Annotated in this window: 21 protein-coding genes; 7 read left to right on the top strand and 14 right to left on the bottom strand. The window is 73.0% G+C overall.

The window, feature by feature from the left end; genetic code table 11:
• Positions 1 to 2: 2 nt before the first annotated feature.
• Positions 3 to 2,339: a xanthine dehydrogenase family protein molybdopterin-binding subunit gene (locus B6R96_RS32245; protein ID WP_081524433.1), complete on the bottom strand. Its 2,337-nt coding sequence runs from the start codon at positions 2,337 to 2,339 to the stop codon at positions 3 to 5.
• Positions 2,340 to 2,827: 488 nt separating this feature from the next.
• On the opposite strand from B6R96_RS32245, the gene B6R96_RS32240 reads away from it, so the two are divergent.
• Complete coding sequence (locus B6R96_RS32240; protein ID WP_030384420.1) at positions 2,828 to 4,249, top strand: PP2C family protein-serine/threonine phosphatase; 1,422 nt, start codon at positions 2,828 to 2,830, stop codon at positions 4,247 to 4,249.
• 112 nt (positions 4,250 to 4,361) lie between these two features.
• On the opposite strand, the gene B6R96_RS32235 is transcribed toward B6R96_RS32240, so the two are convergent.
• Positions 4,362 to 5,858 (bottom strand): DNA-binding protein NsdB, encoded by a 1,497-nt coding sequence (locus B6R96_RS32235; RefSeq protein ID WP_081524432.1) that lies wholly within the window; start codon positions 5,856 to 5,858, stop codon positions 4,362 to 4,364.
• 231 nt (positions 5,859 to 6,089) lie between these two features.
• Here B6R96_RS32235 and B6R96_RS32230 point away from each other — a divergent pair, with 231 nt between their 5' ends.
• From B6R96_RS32230 to kstD, 3 genes are all read left to right on the top strand, one after another.
• On the top strand, positions 6,090 to 7,214 hold the full coding sequence (locus tag B6R96_RS32230; protein WP_081525350.1) for an aminoglycoside phosphotransferase family protein: 1,125 nt from the start codon (positions 6,090 to 6,092) through the stop codon (positions 7,212 to 7,214).
• Positions 7,215 to 7,345: 131 nt separating this feature from the next.
• Positions 7,346 to 7,738, top strand: a complete 393-nt coding sequence (locus B6R96_RS32225) for an MmcQ/YjbR family DNA-binding protein (protein ID WP_237291572.1) — start codon at positions 7,346 to 7,348, stop codon at positions 7,736 to 7,738.
• 136 nt (positions 7,739 to 7,874) lie between these two features.
• Positions 7,875 to 9,674 (top strand): 3-oxosteroid 1-dehydrogenase, encoded by a 1,800-nt coding sequence (kstD, locus tag B6R96_RS32220; protein ID WP_081524431.1) that lies wholly within the window; start codon positions 7,875 to 7,877, stop codon positions 9,672 to 9,674.
• Positions 9,675 to 9,733: 59 nt separating this feature from the next.
• Here kstD and B6R96_RS32215 read toward each other — a convergent pair whose 3' ends face one another.
• From B6R96_RS32215 to B6R96_RS32170, 11 genes are all read right to left on the bottom strand, one after another.
• Positions 9,734 to 10,234, bottom strand: coding sequence for a hypothetical protein (locus B6R96_RS32215; protein ID WP_081524430.1), 501 nt, complete (start codon positions 10,232 to 10,234; stop codon positions 9,734 to 9,736).
• A gap of 88 nt (positions 10,235 to 10,322) precedes the next feature.
• A complete protein-coding gene (locus B6R96_RS32210; protein WP_081524429.1) occupies positions 10,323 to 11,093 on the bottom strand; it encodes a maleylpyruvate isomerase family mycothiol-dependent enzyme in 771 nt (256 codons plus the stop codon).
• 33 nt (positions 11,094 to 11,126) lie between these two features.
• Positions 11,127 to 13,994 carry an ATP-binding protein gene (locus tag B6R96_RS32205; RefSeq protein ID WP_081524428.1) on the bottom strand — a complete coding sequence of 956 codons (2,868 nt, stop codon included), beginning with the start codon at positions 13,992 to 13,994 and terminating at the stop codon, positions 11,127 to 11,129.
• Positions 13,995 to 14,097: 103 nt separating this feature from the next.
• Entirely contained in the window at positions 14,098 to 14,505 is a 408-nt protein-coding gene (locus B6R96_RS32200; RefSeq protein WP_081524427.1) for an ACT domain-containing protein, read from the bottom strand.
• Between the two features lie 66 nt (positions 14,506 to 14,571).
• On the bottom strand, positions 14,572 to 14,703 hold the full coding sequence (locus B6R96_RS38550; RefSeq protein ID WP_257789507.1) for a hypothetical protein: 132 nt from the start codon (positions 14,701 to 14,703) through the stop codon (positions 14,572 to 14,574).
• Positions 14,704 to 14,778: 75 nt separating this feature from the next.
• On the bottom strand, positions 14,779 to 15,237 hold the full coding sequence (locus B6R96_RS32195; RefSeq protein WP_159396393.1) for a hypothetical protein: 459 nt from the start codon (positions 15,235 to 15,237) through the stop codon (positions 14,779 to 14,781).
• Between the two features lie 189 nt (positions 15,238 to 15,426).
• The gene (locus tag B6R96_RS32190) at positions 15,427 to 15,654 is read right to left on the bottom strand and encodes a DUF397 domain-containing protein (protein WP_221511185.1); all 228 of its coding nucleotides are present in this window, start codon (positions 15,652 to 15,654) and stop codon (positions 15,427 to 15,429) included.
• A 145-nt stretch (positions 15,655 to 15,799) separates the two neighbouring features.
• On the bottom strand, positions 15,800 to 16,966 hold the full coding sequence (locus tag B6R96_RS32185) for a thiolase domain-containing protein (RefSeq protein ID WP_053170054.1): 1,167 nt from the start codon (positions 16,964 to 16,966) through the stop codon (positions 15,800 to 15,802).
• Positions 16,963 to 18,021, bottom strand: a complete 1,059-nt coding sequence (locus B6R96_RS32180) for a thiolase domain-containing protein (protein ID WP_081524425.1) — start codon at positions 18,019 to 18,021, stop codon at positions 16,963 to 16,965. The genes B6R96_RS32185 and B6R96_RS32180 overlap by 4 nt, the downstream gene beginning before the upstream one ends.
• Positions 18,021 to 18,980, bottom strand: a complete 960-nt coding sequence (locus tag B6R96_RS32175) for a Zn-ribbon domain-containing OB-fold protein (RefSeq protein WP_081524424.1) — start codon at positions 18,978 to 18,980, stop codon at positions 18,021 to 18,023. The genes B6R96_RS32180 and B6R96_RS32175 overlap by 1 nt, the downstream gene beginning before the upstream one ends.
• Positions 18,981 to 19,169: 189 nt before the next feature.
• Entirely contained in the window at positions 19,170 to 19,970 is an 801-nt protein-coding gene (locus B6R96_RS32170; protein ID WP_030384406.1) for a crotonase/enoyl-CoA hydratase family protein, read from the bottom strand.
• Positions 19,971 to 20,136: 166 nt separating this feature from the next.
• Between B6R96_RS32170 and B6R96_RS32165 the strand changes: the two genes are divergently transcribed.
• Positions 20,137 to 21,765, top strand: coding sequence for an acyl-CoA synthetase (locus B6R96_RS32165; protein ID WP_081524423.1), 1,629 nt, complete (start codon positions 20,137 to 20,139; stop codon positions 21,763 to 21,765).
• 57 nt (positions 21,766 to 21,822) lie between these two features.
• Here the strand turns inward: B6R96_RS32165 and B6R96_RS32160 are convergent, their stop codons facing one another.
• Positions 21,823 to 22,302 (bottom strand): hypothetical protein, encoded by a 480-nt coding sequence (locus B6R96_RS32160; protein WP_237291571.1) that lies wholly within the window; start codon positions 22,300 to 22,302, stop codon positions 21,823 to 21,825.
• A gap of 216 nt (positions 22,303 to 22,518) precedes the next feature.
• Between B6R96_RS32160 and paaK the strand changes: the two genes are divergently transcribed.
• Positions 22,519 to 23,820 carry a phenylacetate--CoA ligase PaaK gene (paaK, locus tag B6R96_RS32155; RefSeq protein ID WP_081524422.1) on the top strand — a complete coding sequence of 434 codons (1,302 nt, stop codon included), beginning with the start codon at positions 22,519 to 22,521 and terminating at the stop codon, positions 23,818 to 23,820.
• 114 nt (positions 23,821 to 23,934) lie between these two features.
• Positions 23,935 to 24,780 carry a YhjD/YihY/BrkB family envelope integrity protein gene (locus tag B6R96_RS32150; protein WP_081524421.1) on the top strand — a complete coding sequence of 282 codons (846 nt, stop codon included), beginning with the start codon at positions 23,935 to 23,937 and terminating at the stop codon, positions 24,778 to 24,780.
• The last annotated feature ends 92 nt before the right edge of the window (positions 24,781 to 24,872 follow it).

Raw genomic sequence — 24,872 nt, 5'->3', positions numbered from 1 at the left:
GGCTATCGGGGGTAGGGGGTGAAGTCGACGTCGAAGTCGAGGGGGAAGCTGCGCGGCTTGGAACCGGTGGCCCTGGCCCAGGCGTTGGCGATGGCGCCGACCGCGGCGGGCACCCCGAGCTCCCCCGCGCCACCCGGCTCGTCACCGGTGGCCGGCAGGACAAAGACCCGTACGTCGCGCGGGGTGTCGCGCTGCCGGGCCCAGTGGAACTGGCTGTAGCTGCCCTCCAGCGGAAGGCCCTTGTCCAGGTGCAGCCCGGCGCGCAGGGTGGTGGAGATCGCGTTGGTGAGGCCCCCGATCATCTGGGCCTCCAGTCCGCGCGGGTTGACCGGCAGGCCCACGTCCACGGCGATCACCGCCTTGGTGACGCGGACGTGGTCCGGGTCGCGGGTGTCGATCTCGACGAGGCAGACGGTGCGGGACTTGTACTCCTCGTGGAAGGCGATGCCCTGCGCGCACCCGGCCTCCATCGGCCGTCCCCAGTTCCCTTCCGTCGCCGCCTTGTCGAGTACGGCGCGCTGGGCCTCGGTCTTCAGGAAGGTGCGCCGGAAGGCGTACGGGTCCCGGCCCGTCCGGGCAGCGAGCTCGTCGACCACGATCTCCTCGGCTCCGCGCGTGTTGGCGGAGTACACCGACCGCCAGGAGGCGGTGGGGATGCCGGTGGGCACCTCGGTGAGCGCCTGGGTGGTGAGCCCGAAGTGGTACGGGGACTTCACCGTGGTCAGGAAGAGGGTCTGGGCGAGGGTGGCGTTGCCGATGCCGAGCGGCAGGTGCGCCGCGGTGGCCGTGATGATCTCGCCGAGGCCGTGCCGGAAGTCGGTCTCGGCGGCGGCGACCCGGTGCTCGAAGCTGAGCACCTCGCCGAGGAGGTGGGTGGCGCGGATCCGGTGGTGGGTCGCCGGGCGCATCCGGCCGTGCCGGGTGTCGTCCACGCGGGTCCACATCAGCCGGACCGGGCGGCGGCAGGCCTTGGAGATGCGGGCGGCCTCGAGGGCCGCGTCGAAGAAGAGCCGGCGGCCGAAGGACCCGCCGGCCTGGACCACGTGCACCTGCACCTTGGACAGGGGCAGGCCGAGATCGGCGGCGATCGTCTCGCGGGCCACGATCGGGGACTTGAGGCCGGACCAGATCTCGGCCCGGTCGTCCCGCACGTCGGCGATGGCGGAGTTGGTCTCCATCGGGGCGTGGCTGACGAAGGCGAAGTCGAACTCGGCGTCCACGTACGGGGTCAGCAGGGGCGGCACCAGCAACGGCGGGGTGGCGGCGCGCAGCTTGGCGCGGATCCCGTCGTCGGACAGCCGGTCGGCGGGGCCGGGGCCCCAGGTGACCTGGAGGGCGGACTTGGCGTCGATGGCCTGCCCGAAGGTCTCGGCGACGACGGCGACCCCGGTCGGGACGGTCACCACGTGCAGGACTCCGGGCATGGCCCGGACGGCGGCGAGGTTGGTGACGGTGCGGACCGTACCGCCGAGGGTGGGCGGGCGGCGCACCACGCAGGGCTTGGCGCCGGGCACGTCCAGGTCGAGGGTGTACTGGAGGGCTCCGGTGACCATGGCGCGGGCGTCGACGCGGCCGGTCGGCCTCCCCACCAGGGTGTGCCCGGCCCGCTTCTTGGGGGTGGCGCCGAGGACGACCAGGCCGGGGTCGGCGGCGGCCGCGGAGAGCTCGCCGTAGCCGGCGGTGCGGCCGTCGGCGGCGCGGACGGAGCCGTTCGCGGTGGTCAGTGAGGCCGGGGGGACGCCCCAGCGGTGGGCGGCGGCCGCGACGAGGCGGGCCCGGGCGGTGGCGGCGCACTGGCGGACGGGTCCGTAGAGGGAGCGCACGGAGTTGGACGATCCGGTGAGCTGGTTGAAGAGCAGCTCGGGCCGGGCGTCGTCCAACTCCACGCGTACGTCGGCCAGTGGCGCGTCGAGTTCCTCCGCGACGAGCATGGCCACCGCGGTGGTGAGGCCCTGGCCGACCTCCTCGCGCGGCAGCCGGAAGCGGATGGTGCCGTCCGGTCCGACGGCGAGCGCCAGCAGGGCGGAGGTGGGGGCGCCGGCCAGGATGAACAGGTCGCCGAGGTCGATCACGTCGGCGATCGCCGGCAGGGAGGGCACGACGGCGTGGGCGGGCTGCGGGGCCAGCGCGTCGGCGCCGGCCCGGGTGACGAGGGCCAGGATCGGCGCGGCCACGAGGTGGGTCAGGAAGGAACGGCGGCTCGGACCCGGGGCGCGGCCCGCGGCATCGCTCGCGGCGTGGTGGGTGGCGCGGTCCGCGGCATCGCTCGCGGCGTGGTGCGTGGCGCGGCCCGCGGCATCGCTCGCGGCGTGGTGCGTGGCGTGGTTGCGGCCGGCCATGTCGTCGTGTGTCCCCAACGCTGCGCGGGCCCGCCCGCGCAGACCTCACCCGTTATTACCGGCACGTAGAGTAGCGGCCGGAGGGTGCGCTGAGAAGCCCCGATTCCGCCGAGTCACTCAGGGCGACATCACTCGTTCGGGGGTATCTCGATGGGTCGCCTTGATCCGTTCTTTACGCGACTTCCGCGACGGGCGGGACTCGTACATCTCGGCCGTACGATCGAGCGACGGCCCCCGGATGGCCTGATTCCGGCCGCCGTTGCCGACGCCCCGTTCCCACGACCGGCGGGTGCCGCTGCGCCGCCCCGGAGAACGCCTGACCGGATTCATTCGCACGCGGCGAACGGCCCGTAAGGCCTAAGGCATATACCAGAAGCAAGAACGTAGCGGATGTTGCCAAACGCCTTACACACCGTCGCGCCCTGTGCAACAGTCGTTACCGGTCCTTCCTTCAGACTTGGCCGTGCCGCGCCTGTATCGGAGTTCTCATGCCGTCCCACCTGTTCGCGGACCGTCCCGCGCAGCCGCCCGAGCCAGGGTCGGTGGACGCGCTGATCTCGCAGACCCGGCGGCTGCGGGGAGAAGTGGACGCGGTCCGCCGCGACACCGTCGTCGACGACGACGACGCCCAGGGCCGCTGGCAGCGCGCACTGTGCGATCTCGCGGTCCACCACCTCGACGATCTCCGCGAGCACCTGGGCCAGCTCAAGGAGGGCCTGCCGCCGGCGCCCGAGACCGTCGACCACCCGCAGCCGGCGCCCGAGGCCGGACCCGAGGCTCAGACCCGTGTCGGCAGTGCCGAGTGGAACCTGCTGACCGACGAGGTCAGTTGGTCCGACGAGCTGTTCCAGATCTTCGGCCGCTCCCCCGAGTCCGGTGCGCTCCCCCTCGACGAACTGGGCTCGACCCTCTTCTCCGAGGACCAGCCATTACTCACCGCGTGGGTCACCGCCTGTCTGGTGGACGGCAAACCGATCGACGGCGAATTCCGCATCGTCCGGGCCGACGGCCGGGTCCGGACCCTGCACATGAGGGGCGAGCCGGTACTCGACCCCGACGGCTGTACGGCCTCGATGTGGGCCGTCCTGCGGGACGTGAGTGAACTGCGCCGCAGCCAGCGCGCGGTGCGCGAGTCCCGCGACTCGCTCCAGCGCCAGCGCGAGATCGCGCAGACCGAGCACCGGCTGGCGGTCGAGCTGCAGGAAGCCGTGCTCCCCCCGTGGCGCGGCTCCCTGCGGTTCCCGTACGGCAGCGCCGGCACCCTGGACGTGGCCTCGCACTACCTGCCCTCCGCGACCAGCGCGCTGATCGGCGGCGACTGGTACGACGCACTCGAACTCCCCGACGGCCGCTCGATGCTGACGGTCGGCGACCTGACCGGACACGGGGTGACCGCCACCTCCGGCATGGCGATGATGCTCGGCGCGCTGCGCGGCATGGCCATGGCGGGCATCGAGCCGGGCCCGCTGATGGGCTGGCTCAACCAGCTCCTGGAGACCTCGGTCCAGCCCGCGCTCGGTTCGGCCGTTTGCTGCCGCTACGATCCCGCGCGCCAGGTGCTCTCCTGGGCGCAGGCGGGCCACCCGGCCCCCCTGCTGTTCCGCCGGGGCTCCGGCCGCTCCCTGCTGCCCCCGGAGGGCGTCCTGCTGGGCGCGACCTCCGGAGCCACGTACGGGCAGGCCGAGGAGCGACTCGAAGTGGGCGACCTGCTGGTCCTGCACACGGACGGACTCACCCCGCGCAGCATCGAGTTCAGCCGGGCGGACGGCACCGAGCGGCTGCTGGCGCTGGCGCCCCGGTTCGCGGCGGCGCGCTCGGCGCAGGACTGCGTGCGGATCGTGATCGAGGAGTTCGGCGAGAGCGAGCGGGAGGACGACGCCTGCGTGCTCGTCGCCCGGGTGGGCGGGTAACGGGCGCCGCACGTAAGGGCTTCGGGGCCGCGCCGGAAGGCGCGGCCTTTCTCGTCTCCGTTCACGTGCAGGTACAAGGCTTCGGGCACGGCCCTGCCGTCCCGGCGCGGGACTACACCCCCGTGGCGCGCGGGCCGCGCGGGGCCGGGTTGTCGGGGAGGGCCAGCTTGATCTCCTGGCGCAGGTCCTCGATGCGCGCGTACCCGGAGTACTGGGCGGTGAGCCGGTACATCTCGCGCAGCCGGTCCCAGGTCCGGTGCGAGGAGGTCTCGTTCATCGATACCAGGGCGAGCCGCGCGTACCGGTCGGCCTGCTCCGGCTCGTCGGCGATGAAGCACGCCGAGGCCATGGAGATGTAGTCGAAGATCTGCGAGCGCTGGTAGCCCTCGCCGCGCAGTCGCAGGGCCTCCTTGGCGTGGCGCGCGGCGATGGGGGCCGCCGTGGCGTCGTGGTCCGCCAGGGTCCGGTAGGCGAGGGCCTGCATGCCGTGCAGGTCCGCCTCGTCGAAGTGCTGCATCCAGCTCGGCGGCGGCACGTCGCCCTTGTCGGAGACGAACAGCTCCTCCGCCTCCCCCAGGGTGCGGCGCATGGCCTGGCCCTTGCCCATGGCGGCCTGCGCCCAGGCCTCGATGGTGTGCAGCATGGCGCGCGTACGCGGCAGGGTCTGCTCGCCCGAGCCGGACTGGGCCAGCTTCATCAGGTCCAGGGCCTCGTTCGGCTTGCCGAGGTGGACCATCTGCCGGGCGGCGCGGGACAGCGCCTCGCCGGCGCGCGGCCGGTCGCCCCCCTCGCGTGCCGCGTGCGCGGCGATGACGAAGTACTTCTGCGCCGTGGGTTCCAGGCCCACGTCGTGGGACATCCAGCCCGCGAGGACCGCCAAGTTGGCCGCCACCCCCCAGAGCCGCCGCTGGAGGTGGTCGGGGTGGTGGTAGGCGAGCATGCCGCCCACCTCGTTGAGCTGGCCGACGACGGCCTTGCGCTGGAGCCCGCCGCCTCTGGAGGCGTCCCAGGCGCGGAACACCTCGACGGAGCGCTCCAGCGCCTCGATCTCCTGGGAGCCGATCGGGGCGGCCTCGTAGCGGTCGTAGCCCGCTGGGTCGGCCTGGAAGGATTCCCCGAAGTTCCGGGCCTCCTTGGCCAGGGCGGGGTCGGTGTGCAGCCAGTCGTACATGGCATTGCTGAGGGCGGAGCCGGCGGTGAGCACCGCTCCCGCGCCCATCAGACCGCGACGGTTGAGCATGAGGTCCATTCCCGTGAATTCGGTGAGGACCGCGGCTGTGCGTTCGGGCGCCCACGGCATCCCGTCGGGGTTCTCACGAGCCCCGTCCGGCTGCCGTCTGGAGGTGCGCCGCTGCCGTACGAACCCGAGGTCCTCGATGGTCACGACACGACCGAGCCGCTCGGTGAACAGTGCTGCCAGTACCGTGGGCACCGGTTCGCGGGGGGCTTCCCCCATGTCGATCCAGCGCCGCACCCGCGAGGTGTCGGTGGCCAGCTGCGGGTGGCCCATGGCCGCCGCCTGCCGGTTCACCATCCTCGCCAGTTCGCCCTTCGACCAGCCGGCCAGGCCGAACAGGTCGTTCAAGCGGGTGTTTGGACCTTTGCTCACGTCAAGCCCCCAGGTTCTCGGCTGAGTTGACAGTAGCCCGCCGTCAGATGCCCAGCGACTATTCGCCAGGCTTCGCCAGGGCACGCCCGATGGTTCGCCACCTTGCACCGGGTGTCAGGTAGGAATGCGCCTCCCCGACCCGGTTCACCGGCGGAACTCCCCAGGGTGAAGCACGGGATCCGGCGGGGTGGCGTACGCAACTCGTCGGCGCACGAAGGGATCCGTATCACCATGTACGCAGCAACGTCCTCCGTGTCCGCACCGGTCCGGCCGCACCGCACGCTTCCGCCGAGCGGCGGCCCCTACCTCGAACCCGGCCGCCCGTCGGCTCCGGCGCAGGGCGTCGTCCGGGCGCGGCGGATGCCGGGTACCGGATCACAGCCCGTCAGCGGCAGAATCGACCTCTCGGGGCCGCAGGGGGCGCAGCTGCGCACCGCGCTCGCCTCGGTGCAGCGGATCTGTCCGGAGTTCGCCCCGGTGCAGGTACTGCGGCGCAGCGGCCGCTCCGTCCTCCTGGTGGGCACCACCGGACGGATGACCGCCGTCGCGAAGGTTTTACTGGACCACTCGCCGGAATGGCGTGAGCGCTACCGGCACGAAATAGCGGCATACCGGGCCTTCGTCCGGCACCGCCCGCCGGTCCGGGTGCCGCGGCTGATCGCCGCCGACCCCGAGAACTGCACGCTGGTGGTGGAGCGGATGGCGGGCCGGGTCGCGGCGCTGCAGCGGCACCCGGTGGAGCCGCCACCGCGGGTGGACCTCCGGGCGGCCCTGGGTGCGGTGTGCCGGGTCAACCAGTGGCGGCCGCCGGCGGAGTTGTTCGGCACCCCGATGAACTACGCGCGGCGGATCGCCCGCGACTACGAGTTGGGGCTGCTGACCGACCGGGACCTCGGTGACCTGCAGAAGCTGCTGCACGGTGTGAAGCTGTCGGGCACCGCCCTGCAGTTCAACCACGGGGACGCACTGCTGTCGAACCTGCTGCTGTCGCCGGCCGGTCCGGTCCTGCTCGACTGGGAGCATGCGGGCTGGTACCTGCCGGGGTACGACCTGGCCACGCTGTGGACGGTGCTGGGCGACGCCCCGGCCGCCCGCGCCCAGATCAGCCGCCTCGCGCAGTCGGCCGGTCCGGCCGCGCGGGACGCCTTCCTGGTCAATCTGATGCTGGTGCTGACCCGGGAGATCCGGATGTCCGAGACGGCGGTGCAGCGCTCGATGCTGGCCACCGCCCCCACGCAGCCGCTGCCGGTGGGCGCCCTGTCCTCCGGCGAGGAGCAGCGGCTGCTGCTCCGCCGCCTGCACGACGATGCAGGGATGGCGCGCCGAGCGGTGCGCGCGGCGGTCGGCACGCGCTGACCGTCCCCCCGTACGCGAAGTCCCGTGGCCCCCACCGCCGCGGGGCTTCGCCCGTTCCGGGCCCGGGCGCGGGTACGGGAATGCCCGGGCGGGCTCCGTTAGCGTGGGGAGACGATCGACGGGAGGCGCTGATGAAGTCCGGAGTGCGCAAGTGGGAGGCCGTCCGGGAGTTCGCCCTCGGCCTTCCCGAGGCCGTGGAGGACCATCCCTGGGGTCCCGAGGACTGTGTGGTGAAGGTGAACAAGAAGATCTTCGTCTTCCTGGGGAACACCGACGGGCCCCAGCAGCCCGGTCTGTCCGTCAAGCTCAAGGACGAGGCGCTGCACGGACACGCGATGACCGCACCGGGAGCGGAACCCACCGGTTACGGCCTGGGCCGCTCCGGCTGGGTGTCCGTGCCGCTGGCCGGGCAGGGCGCGCCCTCCGTGCAGGTGCTGTGCGAGTGGGTGGAGGAGAGCTACCGGACCGTGGCCCTCAAGCGGCACGTGAAGGAACTGGACGCCCGGATCCGGGCGGAGGGCTGACCGCTCTGCGGCGTCGCGGGGGTGCCGGGGTGCCGGATGCCTTGACATCACATGATCCCCCGAACACCTTTTCTGACTCAGCATCAGAAATGCTGGAGGCACTTCCCCTCCTCCCCGACTCCGCTGGAGCCTGCCCATGTCCGCAAGCGCTTCCCGCACCTCCCCCGCCGCCCTCCCGTCCAGACGTACGCTCCTCGCCGGTACCGGCGCCGGGGTGCTCGCCGCCGCCGCCGTACTGCCGTCCGCCCCGGCCCGGGCCGACAGCGCCCAGGACGGTCCCCCGCTCGGCGAGTACGACGTCGTCGTGGTCGGGTCCGGGGCCGCCGGGATGACCGCCGCCCTCACCGCCGCCCGGCGGGGGCTGAGCGTGGTCGTGGTCGAGAAGGCCCCGACCTTCGGCGGATCGGCCGCACGGTCGGGGGCCGGGATCTGGCTGCCCAACAACTCGGTGATCCTGGCCGCGGGAGTACCGGACACCCCGCAGAAGGCGGCGGCGTACCTCGCGGCCGTCGTCGGGCCCGACGTGCCGGCGGACCGGCAGGCCGCGTTCCTCGCCCATGGGCCCCGGATGCTGGACTTCGTCATGGCCAACAGCCCGCTACGGTTCCGCTTCATGGAGGGGTACAGCGACTACTACCCCAACCTGCCGGGCGGTCTGCCGAACGGGCGCTCCATCGAGCCCGACCAGATCGACGGGAACATCCTGGGCGCCGAACTGGCCCGGCTGAACCCGGCGTACATGCCGGTCCCGGCCGGGATGGTGGTCTTCAGCCAGGACTACAAGTGGCTGAACCTGGCGGCGGTGAGCGCCAAGGGCCTCGCCGTGTCCACGGAGTGCCTGGCGCGCGGTACGAAGGCCGCGCTGCGCGGGGAGAAGCCGCTGACGATGGGCCAGTCCCTGGCGGCCGGGCTGCGCGCCGGACTTCAGCGGGCCGGGGTTCCGGTGTGGCTGAACAGCCCGCTCGTGGACCTGGTCCAGGAGGGCGGCGCGGTCACCGGCGTGGTGGTGGAGAAGGAGGGCGTACGGGGCACCGTACGGGCCCGGCGCGGGGTGGTCGTCGGCTCGGGCGGTTTCGAGCACAACGCGCAGATGCGGGCGCAGTACCAGCAGCAGCCGATCGGCACCCAGTGGTCGGTGGGCGCGAAGGAGAACACCGGCGACGGGATCCGGGCGGGGCAGCGGGCCGGGGCCTCACTGGCGCTGATGGACGACGCGTGGTGGGGGCCTTCGATCCCGCTGCCCGGGGAGCCGTACTTCTGCCTCGCCGAACGGACCCTGCCGGGCGGGCTGATCGTGAATGCGAACGGGGCGCGGTTCGTCAACGAGGCGGCGCCGTACAGCGATGTGGTGCACGTGATGTACGAGAAGGACCGGGGTGCGGTCGGTTCGCACATTCCGGCGTGGCTGATCGTCGATCAGCACTACCGCAACAAGTACCTGTTCAAGGACATCCTGCCGACGCTGCCCTTCCCGGACTCGTGGTACCAGGCGGGCGCGGCGAAGAAAGCGTGGACCTGGGACGCGCTGGCCGGCCAGATCGGGGTGCCGGCGGGTGCGCTGCGGGCGACGCTGGGCCGGTTCAACGCCCAGGCCTGGAGCGGCGACGACGCCGACTTCCACCGGGGCGACACGGCGTACGACCACTACTACACCGACCCGAACGTGCACCCGAACTCGTGTCTGGCACCCGTCTGGGTCCCGCCGTTCTACGCGTTCAAGATCGTGCCGGGGGACCTGGGTACCAAGGGCGGCATCGTGACGGACGCCCGGGCGCGGGCCCTGCAGCCGGACGGCTCGGTGATCCCGGGCCTGTACGCGGCGGGCAACGCGAGCGCGGCGGTGATGGGCCACAGCTACGCGGGGGCCGGATCGACGATCGGCCCTGCGATGACGTTCGGCTACGTGGCGGCGAACGCCATCGCGGACGGCGCGTGAGGCCTACGGGCGCATGAGGCCCGTGGGCGCATGAGGCCCGTGGGCGATCCCGGAGGCGGTCAGCCCTGCTGGAAGAGCTCGGCGGGGAGCGGCTTCAGGAGGGCGTAGAGGTCATCGGTGATCGGGCGGTCCCAGCTGGCGATGGTGACCAGCACGTTGTCGCTGCGGTCGAACTGGACGCAGGAGATGCGGGACTCCGACAGTTTGATCTTCCGGACGATGAGGAGGTTGTCGCCCTGCATGACGGGGCAGTCCTCGACGCCGGTGACCTCGACGTCCTCGTCGTTCTCCAGTGCGTCGAGGAGCTGGGCCACCTCGAAGGGGATCTGGCTGTCGCTGAGGTCCCGGGCCGGGGAGCCCTCGGGGAGGTTTCCGATGATCATCGCGGGGCCGCGTCCGCCGAACAGGTCGTAGCGGAGGAAGACACCCTGGCAGCTGCCGTCGGGCGCGGGCAGCAGCCCGGCCCCGAGATTGCCCGGCCAGTCCCCCGGGTCCATGGCCAGGACGTCGAAGTCCGGGCCGGCGGGTGTGGCGGCGCGGTGGCGGCGGAGGAAGGACATGCCGCCATGGTACGTGGCCGCGCGGGTTTTCCGGCCCGGGGGCCCGCATCCGGGGAGCTGCCCGGGCCGGTCCCGTCGGCCCGGGCCGTCAGACCGCTGGGACCAAGGTGAACCAGTGCGGGAGCAGGGCGGCGTCGCCCGTGACCCGCAGGGAGCCGGCCGGGAGGCGCCCCCAGAGGAACAGGGCGAGGTCGCAGGCGCTGCCGGCCGCCTCGACGTCCGCCGGGCCGGTGGGGGCGGGCTCCAGCAGGACCCGGTCACCCGAGAAGAGGACCGTCCAGGTTTCCGGGCCGTCGGTACGCCGGAAGCGGTACCTCTCCCCCGTGCCCGGTGGTGCCTGCTGCCAGCCGCGGCGGGCCGGGGCCATCACTTCGATCGTCTGGGTCACGGCGTCCGCGGCGACGTCCGGGTCGAGGCGGCCCGGGGTGCCGGTCGCGGATTCGGCGTCCCAGCGGTGCACGGCCAGCTCGATCAGCTGCATCCGCAGCCAGAATCCCGAGGTCTGCTCCGCCGACCAGGTCCAGAGCCTCGTGTCCGGCCCCAGCTCCTCGAAGAGCCCGGCCAGCTCGCGGGCGCCCTGCGCGAACCGGTCGGTGAGTGCGTCCGGGTCGTCCGGGGCCTCGGGGAGGGTGAGGAGGGCGGGGTCGGGCGGGGCCGTGAGCCGCTCCCGCAGGACGTGCACGAGGCAGCGGTGCACTCCGCCCAGGTGCCGGACGAGGTCGGTGACCGTCCAGCCGGGGCACGAGGGGACCGCCGGAACCGGCGCCCCGGGCTCTTTCGGGTCGAACGCCCGGCGCACCGCCTTCTCGAAGGCCGCCGCCTCGGTGCGGAAGGGGGCGAGCCTCTCGACGTGGTCCATGGCTCCACCCTGCCCGCCGGGTGGCGTGTCCGATCACGTTGAGCTACGGGCGAAAGCCTCCAGTGCCGCCCTGAGCCCGGGCCGGTCGGTGCCCAGCTTGCGGCAGGCCGCCGACAGTGCCCAGTCCGGGGCGGGCAGCACCACCGTCTCCGTGACGGGCTCCTTCTCGGAGCGCACGGCGAGGTCCGCGGCCCGGATCTCCTCCTCCGTGAGCCCGTCCTGCCGGGCGGGCACCGACGGCAGGGCACCGCCCAGGCCCAGCAGGGTCTCGGCCGTCTGCGCGGCCAGGCCGTCGGCGCCGCACTCCCGCGCCGTGACGACGGCCTGGATCAGCAGGTCGCGATCGTGCAGTTCGGTGCCGAGCGCGGCCAGCGCGCAGGCCAGTTCGTAGCCCGCCGGCGAGGCCGAGAGCAGGGTGACCGCCTCCTGGAGGAGCCCGGCCCGGTCCGCCGGTTCCGCGACCTGCGCCGCCACCCGCAGGGCCTGGCCGATGGCCGAGGCGGCGCCGAAGGCGCGGGCCCGCCGGACGGCGTCGTCGGCCAGGGCACGGGCCCGCTGCGGATCGTCCGCGGCCACCGCCCGGGCCAGGTGCAGCTGCCACGGGCACCAGGCGGGATTCTGGATGCCGCGCGGGGTCAGCCGCCGGTCGACCGCCTCCAGTTCGACGATCGCGGCCTGCACCTCGCCCCGGGACAGCAGGAGTTCGGCGTACACGGTCTGGGAGTCGGGGAAGACCACGGCCGCCGGGAAGGGGCTGCCGTACTCGTGCTCCCGGGCCAGTTCCCAGGCCTCCTCGGGCCGGCCCCGTGCGAGCAGGGTCGTGAGGAGGATGGCTATGGCGTACCAGTGCACGGGGGTGCGGCGGCCCACGCGCTCGGCGAGCCGCAGCCCGGCGCGCGCCAGCTCCTCGGCCTCCACGAGCCGCCCGCGCCGGTAGCGGACGTAGGCCCGCAGGCTGTAGGCGAAGGAGAGGTGCGCCCCGCGCCAGCCGTGCCGTTCGAACTCGGCGGTGCCGGCCTCGAACAGCTCCTCGGCGCGTCCGGGCCGGTCGGCGTACATGTGGACCATCGCGGCCAGGACCGGTACCTCGAAGCCGCGGTCCTCGTGGGCCCAGCTGAAGGGCTGCTCCAGGACCCGTCCTGCATGGTGCAGCACCACGTCCACGGGCTCTCCGCGCAGGCAGGCGTCCCAGGCGCGCAGCCCGATGATGTACCGCTCGGTGAGGTCGCGCCCGGTCAGCCGGTCGGCGAGGCGGGTGAGGCGACGGGAGCGGGCCGGGGAGTCGGTCTCGGCGGCGTTGAAGGCGTCCCACATGAACTGCTCGGACTGCAGGCGCAGCCGGGCGCGCACGTCCTGGGTGTACGGGATCTCCCGCGCGAGCGATTCCGAGGCCTCGGCGAGCCGGTCGCTGTGCGCGAGGACCTGGGCGAGCCGGATGACGATGCCCTGGCGCAGGGCCGGGTCGTCGGAGGGTTCGGCGAGGGCGGCCCGCAGGTGGTTGACGGTGTTGGCGGGCTCGGTGAGCAGGGAGGCGCAGCCCAGTTCGTAGAGGACGGCGGCGCGTTCGTCGAAGTCCGGGGGTTCCAGCAGGGCGCGGGCGAGCTGGCGGCGGGCGGCCTCGGGGGCGCCGGCCCGGAGGTTCTCGCCGGCGGCCTCGCGCAGGGTGCGTACCACCCACGGGTCGCTCTCGGGGTGGGTCTCCAGCAGGTGGCGGGCGGCCGCGGAGGAGCCGAGCCCGGCGTCGACGACGGCCGCCGCGGCCTTGCCGTGCAGGGCGACGCGGAGCGCGTCGGGGATGGCGCGGTAGATGGCGGTGGCGATGAGCGGGTGGACGAATTCCAGCCCGGCTTCGGCGTCGGCCTCCTCGGCGGCGGCGGCCGAGAGGATGCGGGCGTCGCGCAGCCGCCGGGTGGCGTCCACGGCCTCCTCCGCGCCGAGGGCGGCGACCCGGGCGGCGAGGGCCTGCGGGATGGCGGTGCCGAGGACGGCGCACGCCCAGGCGAAGCGGACGGTGGAGGGGCCGAGGCGTTCGAGGCGGGCGACGAGGCCGCTGCCGCGCTGGGCCGCGGCCAGGTCGCGCAGCTGCGGGGCGTTCGCCTCGACCGGGGTCAGGCCCTTGCCGCGGACCTTGGCGGCGAGTTCGACGGCTTCGAAGGGGTTGCCGGTGGTGACGGCCCAGGCCTCCTGGCAGAAGGCGTCGTCGGCGTGTGCGCCGACGGCCTCGCGGACCAGGGTGGCGACGGCGGCCGGGGTGAGCGGGGCCAGGGGCAGCGGGCGCTGCCCCGCCCGGCCGGGGAGCGTACGGAAGGCATCGGCGTGCGCGGGCAGTTCGTCGGGGCGGTAGGCGACGACGAGGAGCAGCGGGAGGTGCTCGGCGCGCGGGGCGAAGGCGGCGAGCCAGCCGAGGGACTCGGGGTCGGCCCAGTGGGCGTCGTCGAGGACGAGGGTGACGGGGGCGCGCTTGACGACGAGGTGGGTGAGGACCCAGTCCAGCCCGTCGCGCAGACCCTGGGGGTCGGGCGGGACGCCCTGTTCGGGGGCGCAGAGTCCGAGGGCCGGGCCGACGATGGAGTACCAGCTTCCGAGGGCGGCGCGCAGCTCCTGCTCGGAGGTGCCGGCGAGCTGCGGCTGGATGAGCTGGCGGGCGACGTGGAAGGGCTGGCTCTGCTCCTGCTCGCCGCCCCGGGCGGCGAGGACGGTGCAGTTGCGGGCGTGGGCGCGGCGGCGCAGTTCGGCGAGCAGGGTGGTCTTGCCGAGTCCCGCGGGGCCGGAGAAGGCGAGCAGCGCGCCGCCCGCGTCCGGCCCGGGGCCGGTGAGCTCGTCCAGGGCCTCGTCGACGATGGCGAGTTCGGCATCGCGTTCGACCATGGTGCGCCGTGTGCGGGTCCGGCGGTCCGTCATGGCTGGTACCCCCCAGGCCTGTTCGGGGGTTCAGCGTACGCCCGGCGCACGGCGCGAGGGATGCCACTGCGGAAAAGAATCCGATCTTCTTTTCCGAGGAGGATCAGTCCTGTGCGGAGCGGGCGGCGAGGCCTTCCAGGACGGCCACGGCCTCGGTGGCCCGGTCGGCGTCCACGAAGAGGTGATCGTGGTGGTAGCCGGCGATGACGTTGCAGCTCAGACCGTGTGCGCCGAGCTCGGTGGCGAAGGCGGCGGTGAGTCCCACGGCATCGAGCGCGGAGTGGATCCGCAGGGTGATCCAGCCGGCGGTGTAGTCGTAGGCGAGCCCGGCCGCGTCGGCGTCCTCCTGGCGCAGCACCAGGGTGAGCCCCTCGGCCTCCAGGACGGTGGCGACGGGGGCGGTCCCGGCGGGGACGGTGCTGCCGGCGACGGTACAGAAGACGTACCGCCCCTCCTTCAGCTCGGGCCGCATCCCGCTCAGGAGTTTCCGCAGGTCCTGCTCTCCACTCATGCGGTCACCCTACCGAGGCCGCCCCGGCTTCGCCCGGTCCGCGGCCGCGCGGGGCGCCGGGTTCGCTCAGCGTCCCTCCGAGTGGTGCCCGGAGCCGCCCCGGACCTCGGCGAACTCCTGCCGGTCGCCGGACGCGAGGCGCGCCGCGAGGCGGTCCGCCTCCGCCGCCGGGTCCCCGTCGCCGACGTCCAGGGTCACCCCGAGCTGCAGCCACGGCCGGCCCCCTGGTCAGCCGCCCGGTCGGGGTACTCCTATCGCTCTCGTCGGCCCCTCTCACTCGTCCGCGTACAGCCGCCGGTGCCACCACGGGCGTGGGCTCCCCGACCGGTCGGTGGCGGCGGCGTCCCGGTCGAACATCGTCCGCCTGCGGAACTCCGCGTCCAGGAACCGCAGTACGCGGCCCAGCGCGCGCCGGGCCCCGGGCGGCAGGGCCCGGTACGCGTCGGCGAGCTCGTCCCGGACCACGGCGATGTCGTCGAGCGCGCAGAGCGGAGCCGGGCAGACGGCGCGGGCCGGCCGCAGGCGGGAGCCGGGGCTGTGCAGGAAGGCGCGGTAGCGCCGCAGCAGGTCCCCGAGCGGGTGGTGGCGGCCGGGGGCCGTCCACTGGACCTCGGCGCTCGCGGCGGCCGGCAGCCGGTCCACGGGCGGGAGTTCGCGCGCCCAGGCGGGTGGCCGCCGACCGGCGTGGGTTCCTCGTGCGGCGCGCAGGGCGCCGGGCCGGCTACGCGGCATCGCCCTTTCGGCGGATGATCGTCACGGGCCCATCCTGCCGGGGCGCTCCACGGGGCGCAAAGGATTTCGGCGGCCACCGGGGCGGCGGCGGCTCCGCACCCCGGTGGTACGCCGTGTGCGGGATGCCCGCGGCTTCCTGGGCCGTCTCTTTCGGATCTTGCCGGGCCGGCAAGATCCGAAAGAGACGACCTAGGTGAGGTCGAACTCACCGCCCCGCGCGTTCAGTACGAACTTGTGCCACTCGTCCGGCGAGAAGATCAGCGAAGGGCTCTCGGGGCGCTCGCTGTTGCGCATCGCGATGAAGCCCTCGACGAAGGCGATCTGGACGTCGCCCACTCCCCGGCTGCTCGACTGCCACTCGGCCTCGGTGAGATCGAGGTCCGGCTTCCCCCAGCCAGCGAGGGGCTGTGAAGTCATGCTCTCGGCCACGTGCGTGCTCCTCCCGGTACGTCGTCCGGGGGCAAGGTTAACCACCGCAGCGGGTGCCGGACAGGCCACGGTGCGTCACCCGTGGCCGGTCCGGCTCCCCGGCCGGCCCCTCCGTCGTCGGCCGGGCCTGTGTTCAGGAGGTCGGCTCCTGTGCCCCCACCAGCCACATCGCGAAGAACTGGGAGCCGCCGCCGTACGCGTGCCCCATCGCCCGGCGGGCGCCCGGAACTTGGTGTTCCCCGGCCTGGCCGCGGACCTGGAGGGCCGCCTCCGCGAAACGGATCATGCCGGAGGCGCCGATCGGGTTGGTGGACAGCACGCCGCCCGAGGGGTTGACGGGGAGGTCCCCGTCGAGTTCGGTGACCCCGGCCTCGGTGAGCTTCCAGCCCTCGCCCTCCTCCGCGAAGCCGAGGTTCTCCAGCCACATCGGCTCGTACCAGGAGAACGGCACGTACATCTCCACCGCGTCGATCTCCCGGCGCGGGTCGGTGATGCCGGCCTGCCGGTACACGTCGGCCGCGCAGTCCTTGCCGGCCTGCGGAGAGACGAAGTCCTTGCCCGCGAAGAGAGTGGGCTCGCTGCGCATCGCCCCGCCGTGCACCCAGGCCGCCGGCTTCGGCGAACGGGCCGCGCCCGCCCGGTCGGTGAGGATCATCGCGCACGCGCCGTCCGAGGAGGGGCAGGTCTCCGAGTAGCGGATCGGGTCCCACAGCATCGGCGAGGCCTGGACCTTCTCCAGGGTGAGGTCGTGCTCGTGCAGGTGCGCGTACGGGTTCTTCAGCGCGTTGCGCCGGTCCTTGTACGCGACGAGCGAGCCCACCGTGTCCGGCGCACCGGTGCGCCGCATGTACGCGCGCACGTGCGGGGCGAAGAAGCCGCCGGCGCCCGCGAGCAGCGGCTGCTGGAAGGGGACCGGGAGCGACAGGCCCCACATGGCGTTGGATTCGGACTGCTTCTCGAAGGCGAGGGTGAGGACGGTGCGGTGGACGCGGGCCGCCACCAGGTTGGAGGCGACCAGGGCGGTCGACCCGCCGACCGAACCGGCCGTGTGCACGCGGAGCATCGGCTTGCCGACGGCGCCGAGCGCGTCCGCCAGGTACAGCTCGGGCATCATCACCCCCTCGAAGAAGTCGGGGGCCTTGCCGATGACGACCGCGTCGATGTCCGCCCAGGTCAGCTCGGCGTCCGCGAGGGCGCGTGCCGCCGCCTCGCGGACGAGTCCGGCGATGGACACGTCGTGGCGGGCCGCCACGTGCTTGGTCTGGCCGATTCCGACGACGGCCACGGGCTCTTTACTCACCTTGCGTCCCCTTCCAGGACGGCGACCAGGTTCTGCTGGAGGCAGGGGCCGGAGGTGGCGTGGGCGACGGCCCGGCTCGATGCGCCGCGATGGATCCGGGCGGCCGCCTCGCCGATGCGGATCAGGCCGGCGGCCATCATCGGGTTGGCGGCGAGCGCTCCTCCGGAGGGGTTGACGGCCACGCCGTCGGTGAGTCCGAGCGCCTTGCGCAGGACGACCTCCTGGGAGGAGAACGGTGCGTGCAGTTCGGCCGTGTCCACCGGCGCTTCGAAGACCCCCGCGTGTTCGGCGGCGAGCCGGGTGGACGGGGAGTCGGTGAGGTCGCGCAGGCCCAGGCTGTGGGCCTCGATGCGGTGGTCGATACCGGTGATCCAGGCGGGGCGTTCGCACAGCCGGCGCGCGAGGTCGCCCGCGGCCAGCACCACGGCGGCCGCGCCGTCGCCGACGGGCGGGCAGTCCCCGGTGCGCAGCGGCCGGACCTGGTAGTCGCCCTGCGGGACGGGGCCGCGAAGCTGGGCGTGCGGGTTGGCCTCGGCATCGGCCCGGCTGCGTGTGCCGACGGCGGCCAGGGCGCTCTCGTCGGTCTCGCCCGCGTCGATCAGGGCCTGGGCCTGGAGGGCGGCCAGGGCCACCGAGTCGGGCCAGAGCGGAGCGACGTAGTACGGGTCGAGCTGGCGGGTCAGTACGTCGCGCACCGACCCCGGCGAGGACTTGCCGTACGAGTAGACGAGCGCGGTGTCCGCCTCGCCGGTCTGGATCTTGACCCAGGCCTCGTAGAGGGCCCAGGCCCCGTCCATCTCGACGTGCGACTCGGAGATCGGCGGCCAGGCCCCGACCCCGTCGAGGGTCATGGTGAAGGAGAAGGCCCGGCCGGCGAGGTAGTCGCTGGATCCGGAGCAGGTGAAGCCGATCTCGGCGGCCTTCAGGCCGGTCGCGGCGAGCACCTGGTGGAGGACGGGCATGACCATCTCCACCTCGCTGAGCTCGTCGGTGCGGCGCAGGTGGTCGCTCTGCGCGAAGGCGACCACGGCGACCTCGCGGGCGTATCGGGACATCAGATGAGCTCCTTGTACGCGTCGTAGTCCGCGTCCGGTTCGCCGGTGGGGCGGTAGTGGTCGGGGTAGCGGCCGCCGTCGGTCCATACCGGTTCGACGCGCAGGCCCATGCGGACCTGGTCGTAGGGGATGCCGCCGATCCGGCCGTGGAGGGCGAGGCCGGCGCCGTCGAGGGCGATGTGGGCGTAGACGTAGGGCACTTCGATGTCGAGGTTCTTGGCCTTGATGTTGACGATGCAGTAGGTGGTGACCGTGCCGGCCGGGCCGACCTCGACCTGGTCGGTGGTGGCGACCCCGCAGGTGGGGCAGGCGCCGCGCGGCGGGACGTACACCTTGTGGCAGGAGGGGCAGCGCTCGCCGACGGTCCGCCGCTCGGAGAGCGCGTTGATGTACGCGGTCTGGGCGCGGCCGGGGCTGTAGACGTAGTCGAGGCGGGCCTCGGCGACGATGCCGGTGACGGCGTCGGTGAAGTCCCCGTCGTGCGGGACGGGCTCCCCGCCGCCGGGGCCCTCGTACGGTTCGAAGCAGGCGATGTCGGTGATGGCGCCGGTGCGTTCCGCGGCCCACCGGACGCGCACGCGCATCCCGGTGCGGACGGCGTCGGGGCCGGGCGCGTCGAGGGCGTGCAGGAGGGCGGTATCGGCTCCGTCGAGCTTGACCAGCACCCAGGCGAAGGGGGTGTCCAGGGGCTGCTGGGGGCGGGGCCGGTCGTTCCACGCCCAGGTGGTGACGGTTCCGGTGGCGCCGACCTCGACGAGCTCGCGGATCTCTTCGGCGGTGACGGGGTCGTACTCGACGGGCGGGACCATCACCTTGCCGTCGGAGGTCTTCACCCCGAGGACGACGCCCTCGCGCAGCCCGGTGAGGAAGGCGCTCTGGACGGGCCCGAGGGACCGGGTGAAGGGGAACTCGACGACGAGGGGCGCGCGGAGCACCTCCGGTGGGGAGGCAGCTGTCATGGCGATTCTCCGATGCGATCGTTTCGGTGATTTCACTTCCGGCCTCTTTCAGCCCCGTCCGGCGCCGTTTCAGCCCCGCCGGCGTTTGAGGCGCGGGGGTCCGGGGGCAGCGCCCCCGGCAACGGCGCCGCACCCGGCACGGCACCCGGCACCGCACCCCGCAGGGGACCGGCACGGGACCGGCCCGAGCTACTCGCGCCGATACACCGCGGGCCGCTTCTCCGCAAAGGCCCGCGCCCCCTCCTTCGCATCGGCCGTGTCGAAGATCGGCCACCCCCGCAGGAGTTCCGACGCCAGCCCCTCCCGCTCCGTCAGCTCCGCCGTCTCGTAGACCGACGCCTTGATCGCCTCCACCGCCAGCGGCCCGCACGCGTTGATCCGCTCCGCGATCTCCAGGGCGGCCGCCAGCGCCGTACCGTCCGGCACCACCCGCCCGACCAGCCCGATCCGTTCGGCCTCCGCCGCGGAGTAGGGGCGTCCGGTCAGCAGCATCTCCAGGGCGTGCGTCCGCGGGATCTGCCGCGGCAGCCGCACCGTGGAGCCGCCGATCGGGAAGAGTCCGCGCTTGACCTCGAACAGCCCGAAGGTGGCGCCCTCGGCCGCGACGCGGATGTCGGTGCCCTGGAGGATCTCCGTACCGCCCGCCACGCAGTACCCCTCCACCGCCGCGATGACCGGCTTGCGCGGCCTGTGGTGGCGCAGCATCGCCTTCCAGTGCAGGTCGGGGTCGGCCTTGAGGCGGTCCCGGTACTGGTCGCCCGCCATTCCCTTGCCGGCCAGGGCCTTGAGGTCCATTCCGGCGCAGAAGTCCCCGCCCGCGCCGGTCAGGACGACGGAGCGGATCCCGTCGTCGGCGTCCGCCTCCAGCCAGCCGTCGTAGAGCCCCACCAGCAGCGGCAGCGAGAGCGCGTTCTTCGCCTCGGGCCTGTTCATGGTGAGCACCAGCGTGGCGCCGTGCCGATCCACGGTCAGGTGTTCTGTCCCACCCATTGCCGTCCTCCCGTCTCAAGACCTAGAACAGGTTGCAGTAGGGGAGGGTGCAGTTCAATAGTTTTCTGACACTCAGTCAGATTTCTTGGGCGGTGCCCTTCCCAGTTACCGGCTCCGGCGCTCTAATGACCGCCGGAGCAGACCAGCCACGGGGTCAGGAGGAACGGTGGAGTACAACCTTGCCGACCTGTTCGAGTCGGTCGTGGACGTGGTCCCGGACCGCGAGGCCCTTGTGTACGTGGACCACCCCGGGACCGGTGCGGAGCGCCGCCTGACGTACGCGGAGCTCGACACGGCGGCGAACCGGATCGCGCACCACCTGCTGGACAGCGGGCTGAAGGCCGGTGAGCACCTGGGCCTCCACCTCTACAACGGGATCGAGTACCTGCAGACCGTACTGGCGTGCCTGAAGGCCCGGCTGGTCCCCGTGAACGTCAACTACCGGTACGTGGAGGAGGAGCTGGTCTACCTCTACAACGACGCCGATCTCGCCGCCCTGGTCTTCGAGGGCGAGTTCACCGAACGGGTCGCGGCCGCGCTGCCGCAGACGACGCGGCTCCGGCACCTGATCCGGGTCGGCGCGGCCCCCGAGGGCGCCCCGGAGCCTTCGATCGCACCCGTCCCGTACGCGGAGGCCGAGGCGGCGGGCTCTCCCGGCCGGGGCTTCCCGCCGCGCAGCCCCGACGACCTGTTCATCATCTACACCGGCGGCACGACGGGCATGCCCAAGGGCGTCATGTGGCGGGCCGAGGACCTCTTCTTCGCCGGGCTCTTCGGCGGCGAGCCGTCGGGCGAGCCGGTGAAGCGGCCGGAGGAGCTGGCCGAGCGGGTCCGCGCGCGCGGCGCCGGGCTCACCTTCTTCCCGGCTCCCCCGCTGATGCACGGCACGTCGACGCTGACCTCGTTCATCGCCTTCAACTACGGCCAGCGGGTGGTCATCCACCGCAAGTACGCGCCCGAGGAAGTGCTCCGCACCATCGAGAAGGAGAAGGTCTCCAGCGTGTCGCTGGTCGGCGACGCGATGCTGCGGCCGCTGATCGACGCCCTGAACGGGCCGCTCAAGGGCACCGACCTGTCCTCGCTGTTCAGCGTGTCCTCGTCCGGGGCGATCATGTCGGAGACGGTGCGCGCCGAGTTCCAGCGGCTGGTGCCGAACGTACTGCTGCTGAACAACTTCGGGTCGTCCGAGTCCGGGTCCAACGGGCGGGCCACGGACGATTCCGGCCCGGACAAGGGCTTCCGGCTCGAGGTCAACGACCGTACGCAGGTGGTGGACCCGGTGACGCACGAGCCGGTGGGGGTGGGCGTACCGGGACGCCTCGCACAGCGCGGGCACGTCCCGCTCGGCTACTACAACGACGCGGCCAAGACCGCCGAGACCTTCTTCCAGAAGGGCGCGGAGCGCTGGGTGCTCCTCGGCGACATGGCGACCGTGGACGAGGAGGGCATCGTCACGGTGCTCGGACGCGGCTCGCAGTGCATCAACACGGGCGGCGAGAAGGTGTATCCGGAGGAGGTGGAGCAGGCGCTGAAGTCCCACCCCGACGTGTACGACGCCCTGGTCGCCGGGGTCGCGGACCCGACCTGGGGCAGCCACGTGGCCGCGGTGGTCCAAGTCCGGAAGGGCGCCCCGGCGCCGTCCCTGGAGCAGATCCAGAGCCATTGCCGCACCAGGCTGGCGGGGTACAAGATCCCGCGCCAGCTGGTGATCGCACCCGCGATCCAGCGCTCCCCGAGCGGCAAGGCGGACTACCGGTGGGCGAAGGCGGTCGCGACGGAGGCGGACGCCCTCTAGGCCGTCTCTTCCGGATCCTGTCGGGCCCGGCCCGCGCGCAGCGGCGCGTTCCGCACGTCAGGTCGAGGTGGGCGCGGGCGCGAGGGCCGGGGCGGAGGGTGCCGTGGGGGCGGTGGGGGTGGCCTCGCCGTCCACGCACGTCAGCGAGATGATGACCGGCGCCTGCCCGCCCGCCGGCACCTCGGCCGCAAAGCCGGCCAGGACCGTCCAGTTGCCCTTCGTCAGGGTCAGCTTCTCTCCGGCCACGTCGGGACCGTCCTGCCAGCCGTGCTCGGAACGGGCCCGCGCGACGGCGGCCTTCACGGCGGCCTCCACCGTCTGCGGCGCGTGACGTCCCGAGAGCCGTTCGGAACACCGGCCCAGGACCGCGGACGGTTCCCGCTGCACCGTGATGCCCTCCGCCGCCAGAACCGACGTCATCTCCGACACCACCGTGTCGGCGGACAGCGGTGGACCCGAGTACCGCGGGGGCAGGGGGCCGAGGTCCCGCAGCGGGAACGCGCAGGCCGTCGCGGTCGCGGCCGTCAGTACGGCCACGGCCAGGGATGCCGGGGCAGTGCGCGCCCGCCTCCGTCGCACGATGATGTCGGTCCTCCCGGTTCGCGGTACGGCCGACCAGTCTGCCATCCCGCCGATCTTGAGGACCCACCGGGCGACACAAAAGGCGATCACTCGTTCGAGTCATTGCTTTCACCTGCCGGTCCCTGGCAATCTACCGAATGATCGGTCGGTTCTCTTGGTGAGGTGACGGCAATGGCGGCGTACACGGATCTCCACGACGAGGGCGAGCGGCTGGGCCGCGACGAGCTGGCGGCCCTCCAGCTCACCCGGCTGCGCGCCACCTTGCACCGTGCCTATGAGAAGGTGCCGTTCTACCGGCAGGCTTTCGACAAGGCGGGGGTGCATCCCGACGACTGCCGGTCGCTCGCCGACCTCTCCCTGTTCCCTCTGACCACCAAGGCCGATCTGCGCGACCAGTATCCCTTCGGGATGTTCGCCGTGCCGCGCTCACAGGTGCGGCGCATCCATGCCTCCAGCGGCACCACCGGGCGGCCGACCGTCGTCGGGTACACCGACGGGGACCTCGCCACGTGGGCGAACGTCGTCGCCCGGTCCATACGGGCGGCGGGCGGACGCCCCGGCCAGATCGTCCACATCGCCTACGGGTACGGGCTGTTCACGGGCGGCCTGGGCGCGCACTACGGCGCCGAGCGCCTGGGCTGTACGGTCGTGCCCGCCTCGGGCGGGATGACGGACCGCCAGGTCCGGCTCATCGAGGACTTCCGGCCGGAGGTCATCATGGTGACCCCCTCCTACATGCTGACCCTGCTGGACGAGATGGAGCGCCAGGGGATCGACCCGCGCTCCACCTCTCTACGGACGGGGATCTTCGGCGCGGAGCCGTGGACCGAGGAGATGCGCCGGGAGATCGAGGAACGGGTCGGCATCGACGCGGTGGACATCTACGGCCTGTCCGAGGTCATCGGGCCGGGGGTGGCACAGGAGTTCGCCGAGACGAAGGACGGCCTCCACATCTGGGAGGACCATTTCTATCCCGAGGTGGTCGACCCGCTGACCGGCGCGGTGCTCCCGGACGGCGAGCCGGGCGAGCTGGTGTTCACCTCCCTCACCAAGGAGGCCATGCCCGTCATCCGCTACCGCACCCGGGATCTGACGCGGCTGCTGCCCGGTACGGCCCGGCCGGCCTTCCGCCGGATGGAGAAGATCACCGGCCGGAGCGACGACATGATCATCCTGCGCGGGGTGAACATGTACCCCACCCAGATCGAGGAGATCCTGCTGCGAACGCCCGGCCTGGCGCCCCACTTCCAGCTGCGGCTGACCCGGGAGGGCCGGATGGACGCCCTGACGGTACGGGTGGAGGCGCGCCGGGAGACGGACGCCGACCGGCGGCTGGACGCGGCCGCCGCCGTGGTCCGGGCCGTGAAGGAGGGGATCGGGGTCTCCGTGCGGGTCGAGGTGGTCGACCCGGAGACGCTGGAGCGTTCGGTGGGGAAGATCAAGAGGCTGATCGACCTCCGCGACGCGGGGTAGGGCACCCGGCCATGACCGGCCCGGGCCCTGTCCGGGCGGCTGAAACCACCCCTTCGGGCCCATTTGAGGGCGGGTCCCGGGAGCGGGCCGGTGCCGGCGGGTAGGGCATGAGGTGTGATCTCCACCCTCCGGCAGCTCCACGACCGGCTCCAGGGCTCCCAGGTGGGGCTGGCCTGGAGCCGTGGCCGGGAGATGGAGCTCATGCACCGGGCGATGGGCTTCGCGGCCCTCGGGTTCCTCACCCTGGTGCCGCTGCTGGTGGTGGTCGCGGCCGCGGCGCCCGGGAGCGGCTCGGGCTTCGGCCGGTGGCTCGGCCAGGCCCTCGGGGTGACGGAGGCCTCGCGGGTCCGGGTCGAGATGCTGTTCGGCGCGGCGGACCTGGCGCTGGAGCGGACCACCGCCTTCGGTCTGGCCGCACTCGCGGTGTTCGGCCTGACCTTCGGGTCGGCCGTCCAGACCGGCTACGAGAAGGTCTGGGACCTGCCGACCATGCGCTGGCACACCATGTGGCGGCACGTCGTCTGGCTCGCCCTGCTGGTCTGCTACCTCGCCCTGCTCGTGGGGATCCCCGCCCCCTCGCACCACGTCATCGGCACGATCCTCGGCACCCTGGGCGACCTCCTCGGCACCTGCCTGTTCTTCGTCGGCTCGCAGCGCCTGCTGCTCGGCGGCCGGGTCCGCTGGCGCGCCCTGGTGCCGGGAGCCGTGGCGACCAGCCTCGGGCTGCTGGGGCTGCGGGTCTTCTCGCAGCTGGTGTTCTCCCCGCTGATCGCGTCCAACGCGGTGATCTACGGGCCCTTCGGCACCCTGCTCGTCGTCCAGTCCTGGCTGGTCGGCGTCGGCTTCGTCGTCTACGGCGGGGCGCTCGTCGGCCGGCTCGTGCACGAGCACCTCACCCTGCGGCGGCTGCGGCGCAGCGGGGTCTACCCTCCCGAGGACCCCGCCGCCCACCCTTGGTAACCGGCCGGCGGGAGCCCCCGGCCGGACGCTCACCCCGGCCGGACGCTTCCCCGAACGAACCTCCCCCGAATGGCGGCTCCCGCGGCCGGCGG

The organism is Streptomyces sp. Sge12 (assembly GCF_002080455.1).
Classification (GTDB): Bacteria; Actinomycetota; Actinomycetes; order Streptomycetales; family Streptomycetaceae; genus Streptomyces.
Note: the sequence above shows the minus strand (reverse complement) of the source record. Positions and strands in the feature narration are given on the sequence as shown.

Coding starts and splice junctions, on each gene's coding strand:
- B6R96_RS32210 (WP_081524429.1), bottom strand. CDS start 11,093: ATGGACCACGTCGAGAGGCTCGCCCCCTTCCGCACCGAGGCGGCGGCC.
- B6R96_RS32215 (WP_081524430.1), bottom strand. CDS start 10,234: ATGTCCTTCCTCCGCCGCCACCGCGCCGCCACACCCGCCGGCCCGGAC.
- B6R96_RS32230 (WP_081525350.1), top strand. CDS start 6,090: ATGTACGCAGCAACGTCCTCCGTGTCCGCACCGGTCCGGCCGCACCGC.
- B6R96_RS32225 (WP_237291572.1), top strand. CDS start 7,346: ATGAAGTCCGGAGTGCGCAAGTGGGAGGCCGTCCGGGAGTTCGCCCTC.
- B6R96_RS32195 (WP_159396393.1), bottom strand. CDS start 15,237: ATGCCGCGTAGCCGGCCCGGCGCCCTGCGCGCCGCACGAGGAACCCAC.
- B6R96_RS32190 (WP_221511185.1), bottom strand. CDS start 15,654: ATGACTTCACAGCCCCTCGCTGGCTGGGGGAAGCCGGACCTCGATCTC.
- kstD (WP_081524431.1), top strand. CDS start 7,875: ATGTCCGCAAGCGCTTCCCGCACCTCCCCCGCCGCCCTCCCGTCCAGA.
- B6R96_RS32170 (WP_030384406.1), bottom strand. CDS start 19,970: ATGGGTGGGACAGAACACCTGACCGTGGATCGGCACGGCGCCACGCTG.
- paaK (WP_081524422.1), top strand. CDS start 22,519: ATGGCGGCGTACACGGATCTCCACGACGAGGGCGAGCGGCTGGGCCGC.
- B6R96_RS32205 (WP_081524428.1), bottom strand. CDS start 13,994: ATGACGGACCGCCGGACCCGCACACGGCGCACCATGGTCGAACGCGAT.
- B6R96_RS32245 (WP_081524433.1), bottom strand. CDS start 2,339: ATGGCCGGCCGCAACCACGCCACGCACCACGCCGCGAGCGATGCCGCG.
- B6R96_RS32240 (WP_030384420.1), top strand. CDS start 2,828: ATGCCGTCCCACCTGTTCGCGGACCGTCCCGCGCAGCCGCCCGAGCCA.
- B6R96_RS32180 (WP_081524425.1), bottom strand. CDS start 18,021: ATGTCCCGATACGCCCGCGAGGTCGCCGTGGTCGCCTTCGCGCAGAGC.
- B6R96_RS32175 (WP_081524424.1), bottom strand. CDS start 18,980: ATGACAGCTGCCTCCCCACCGGAGGTGCTCCGCGCGCCCCTCGTCGTC.
- B6R96_RS32200 (WP_081524427.1), bottom strand. CDS start 14,505: ATGAGTGGAGAGCAGGACCTGCGGAAACTCCTGAGCGGGATGCGGCCC.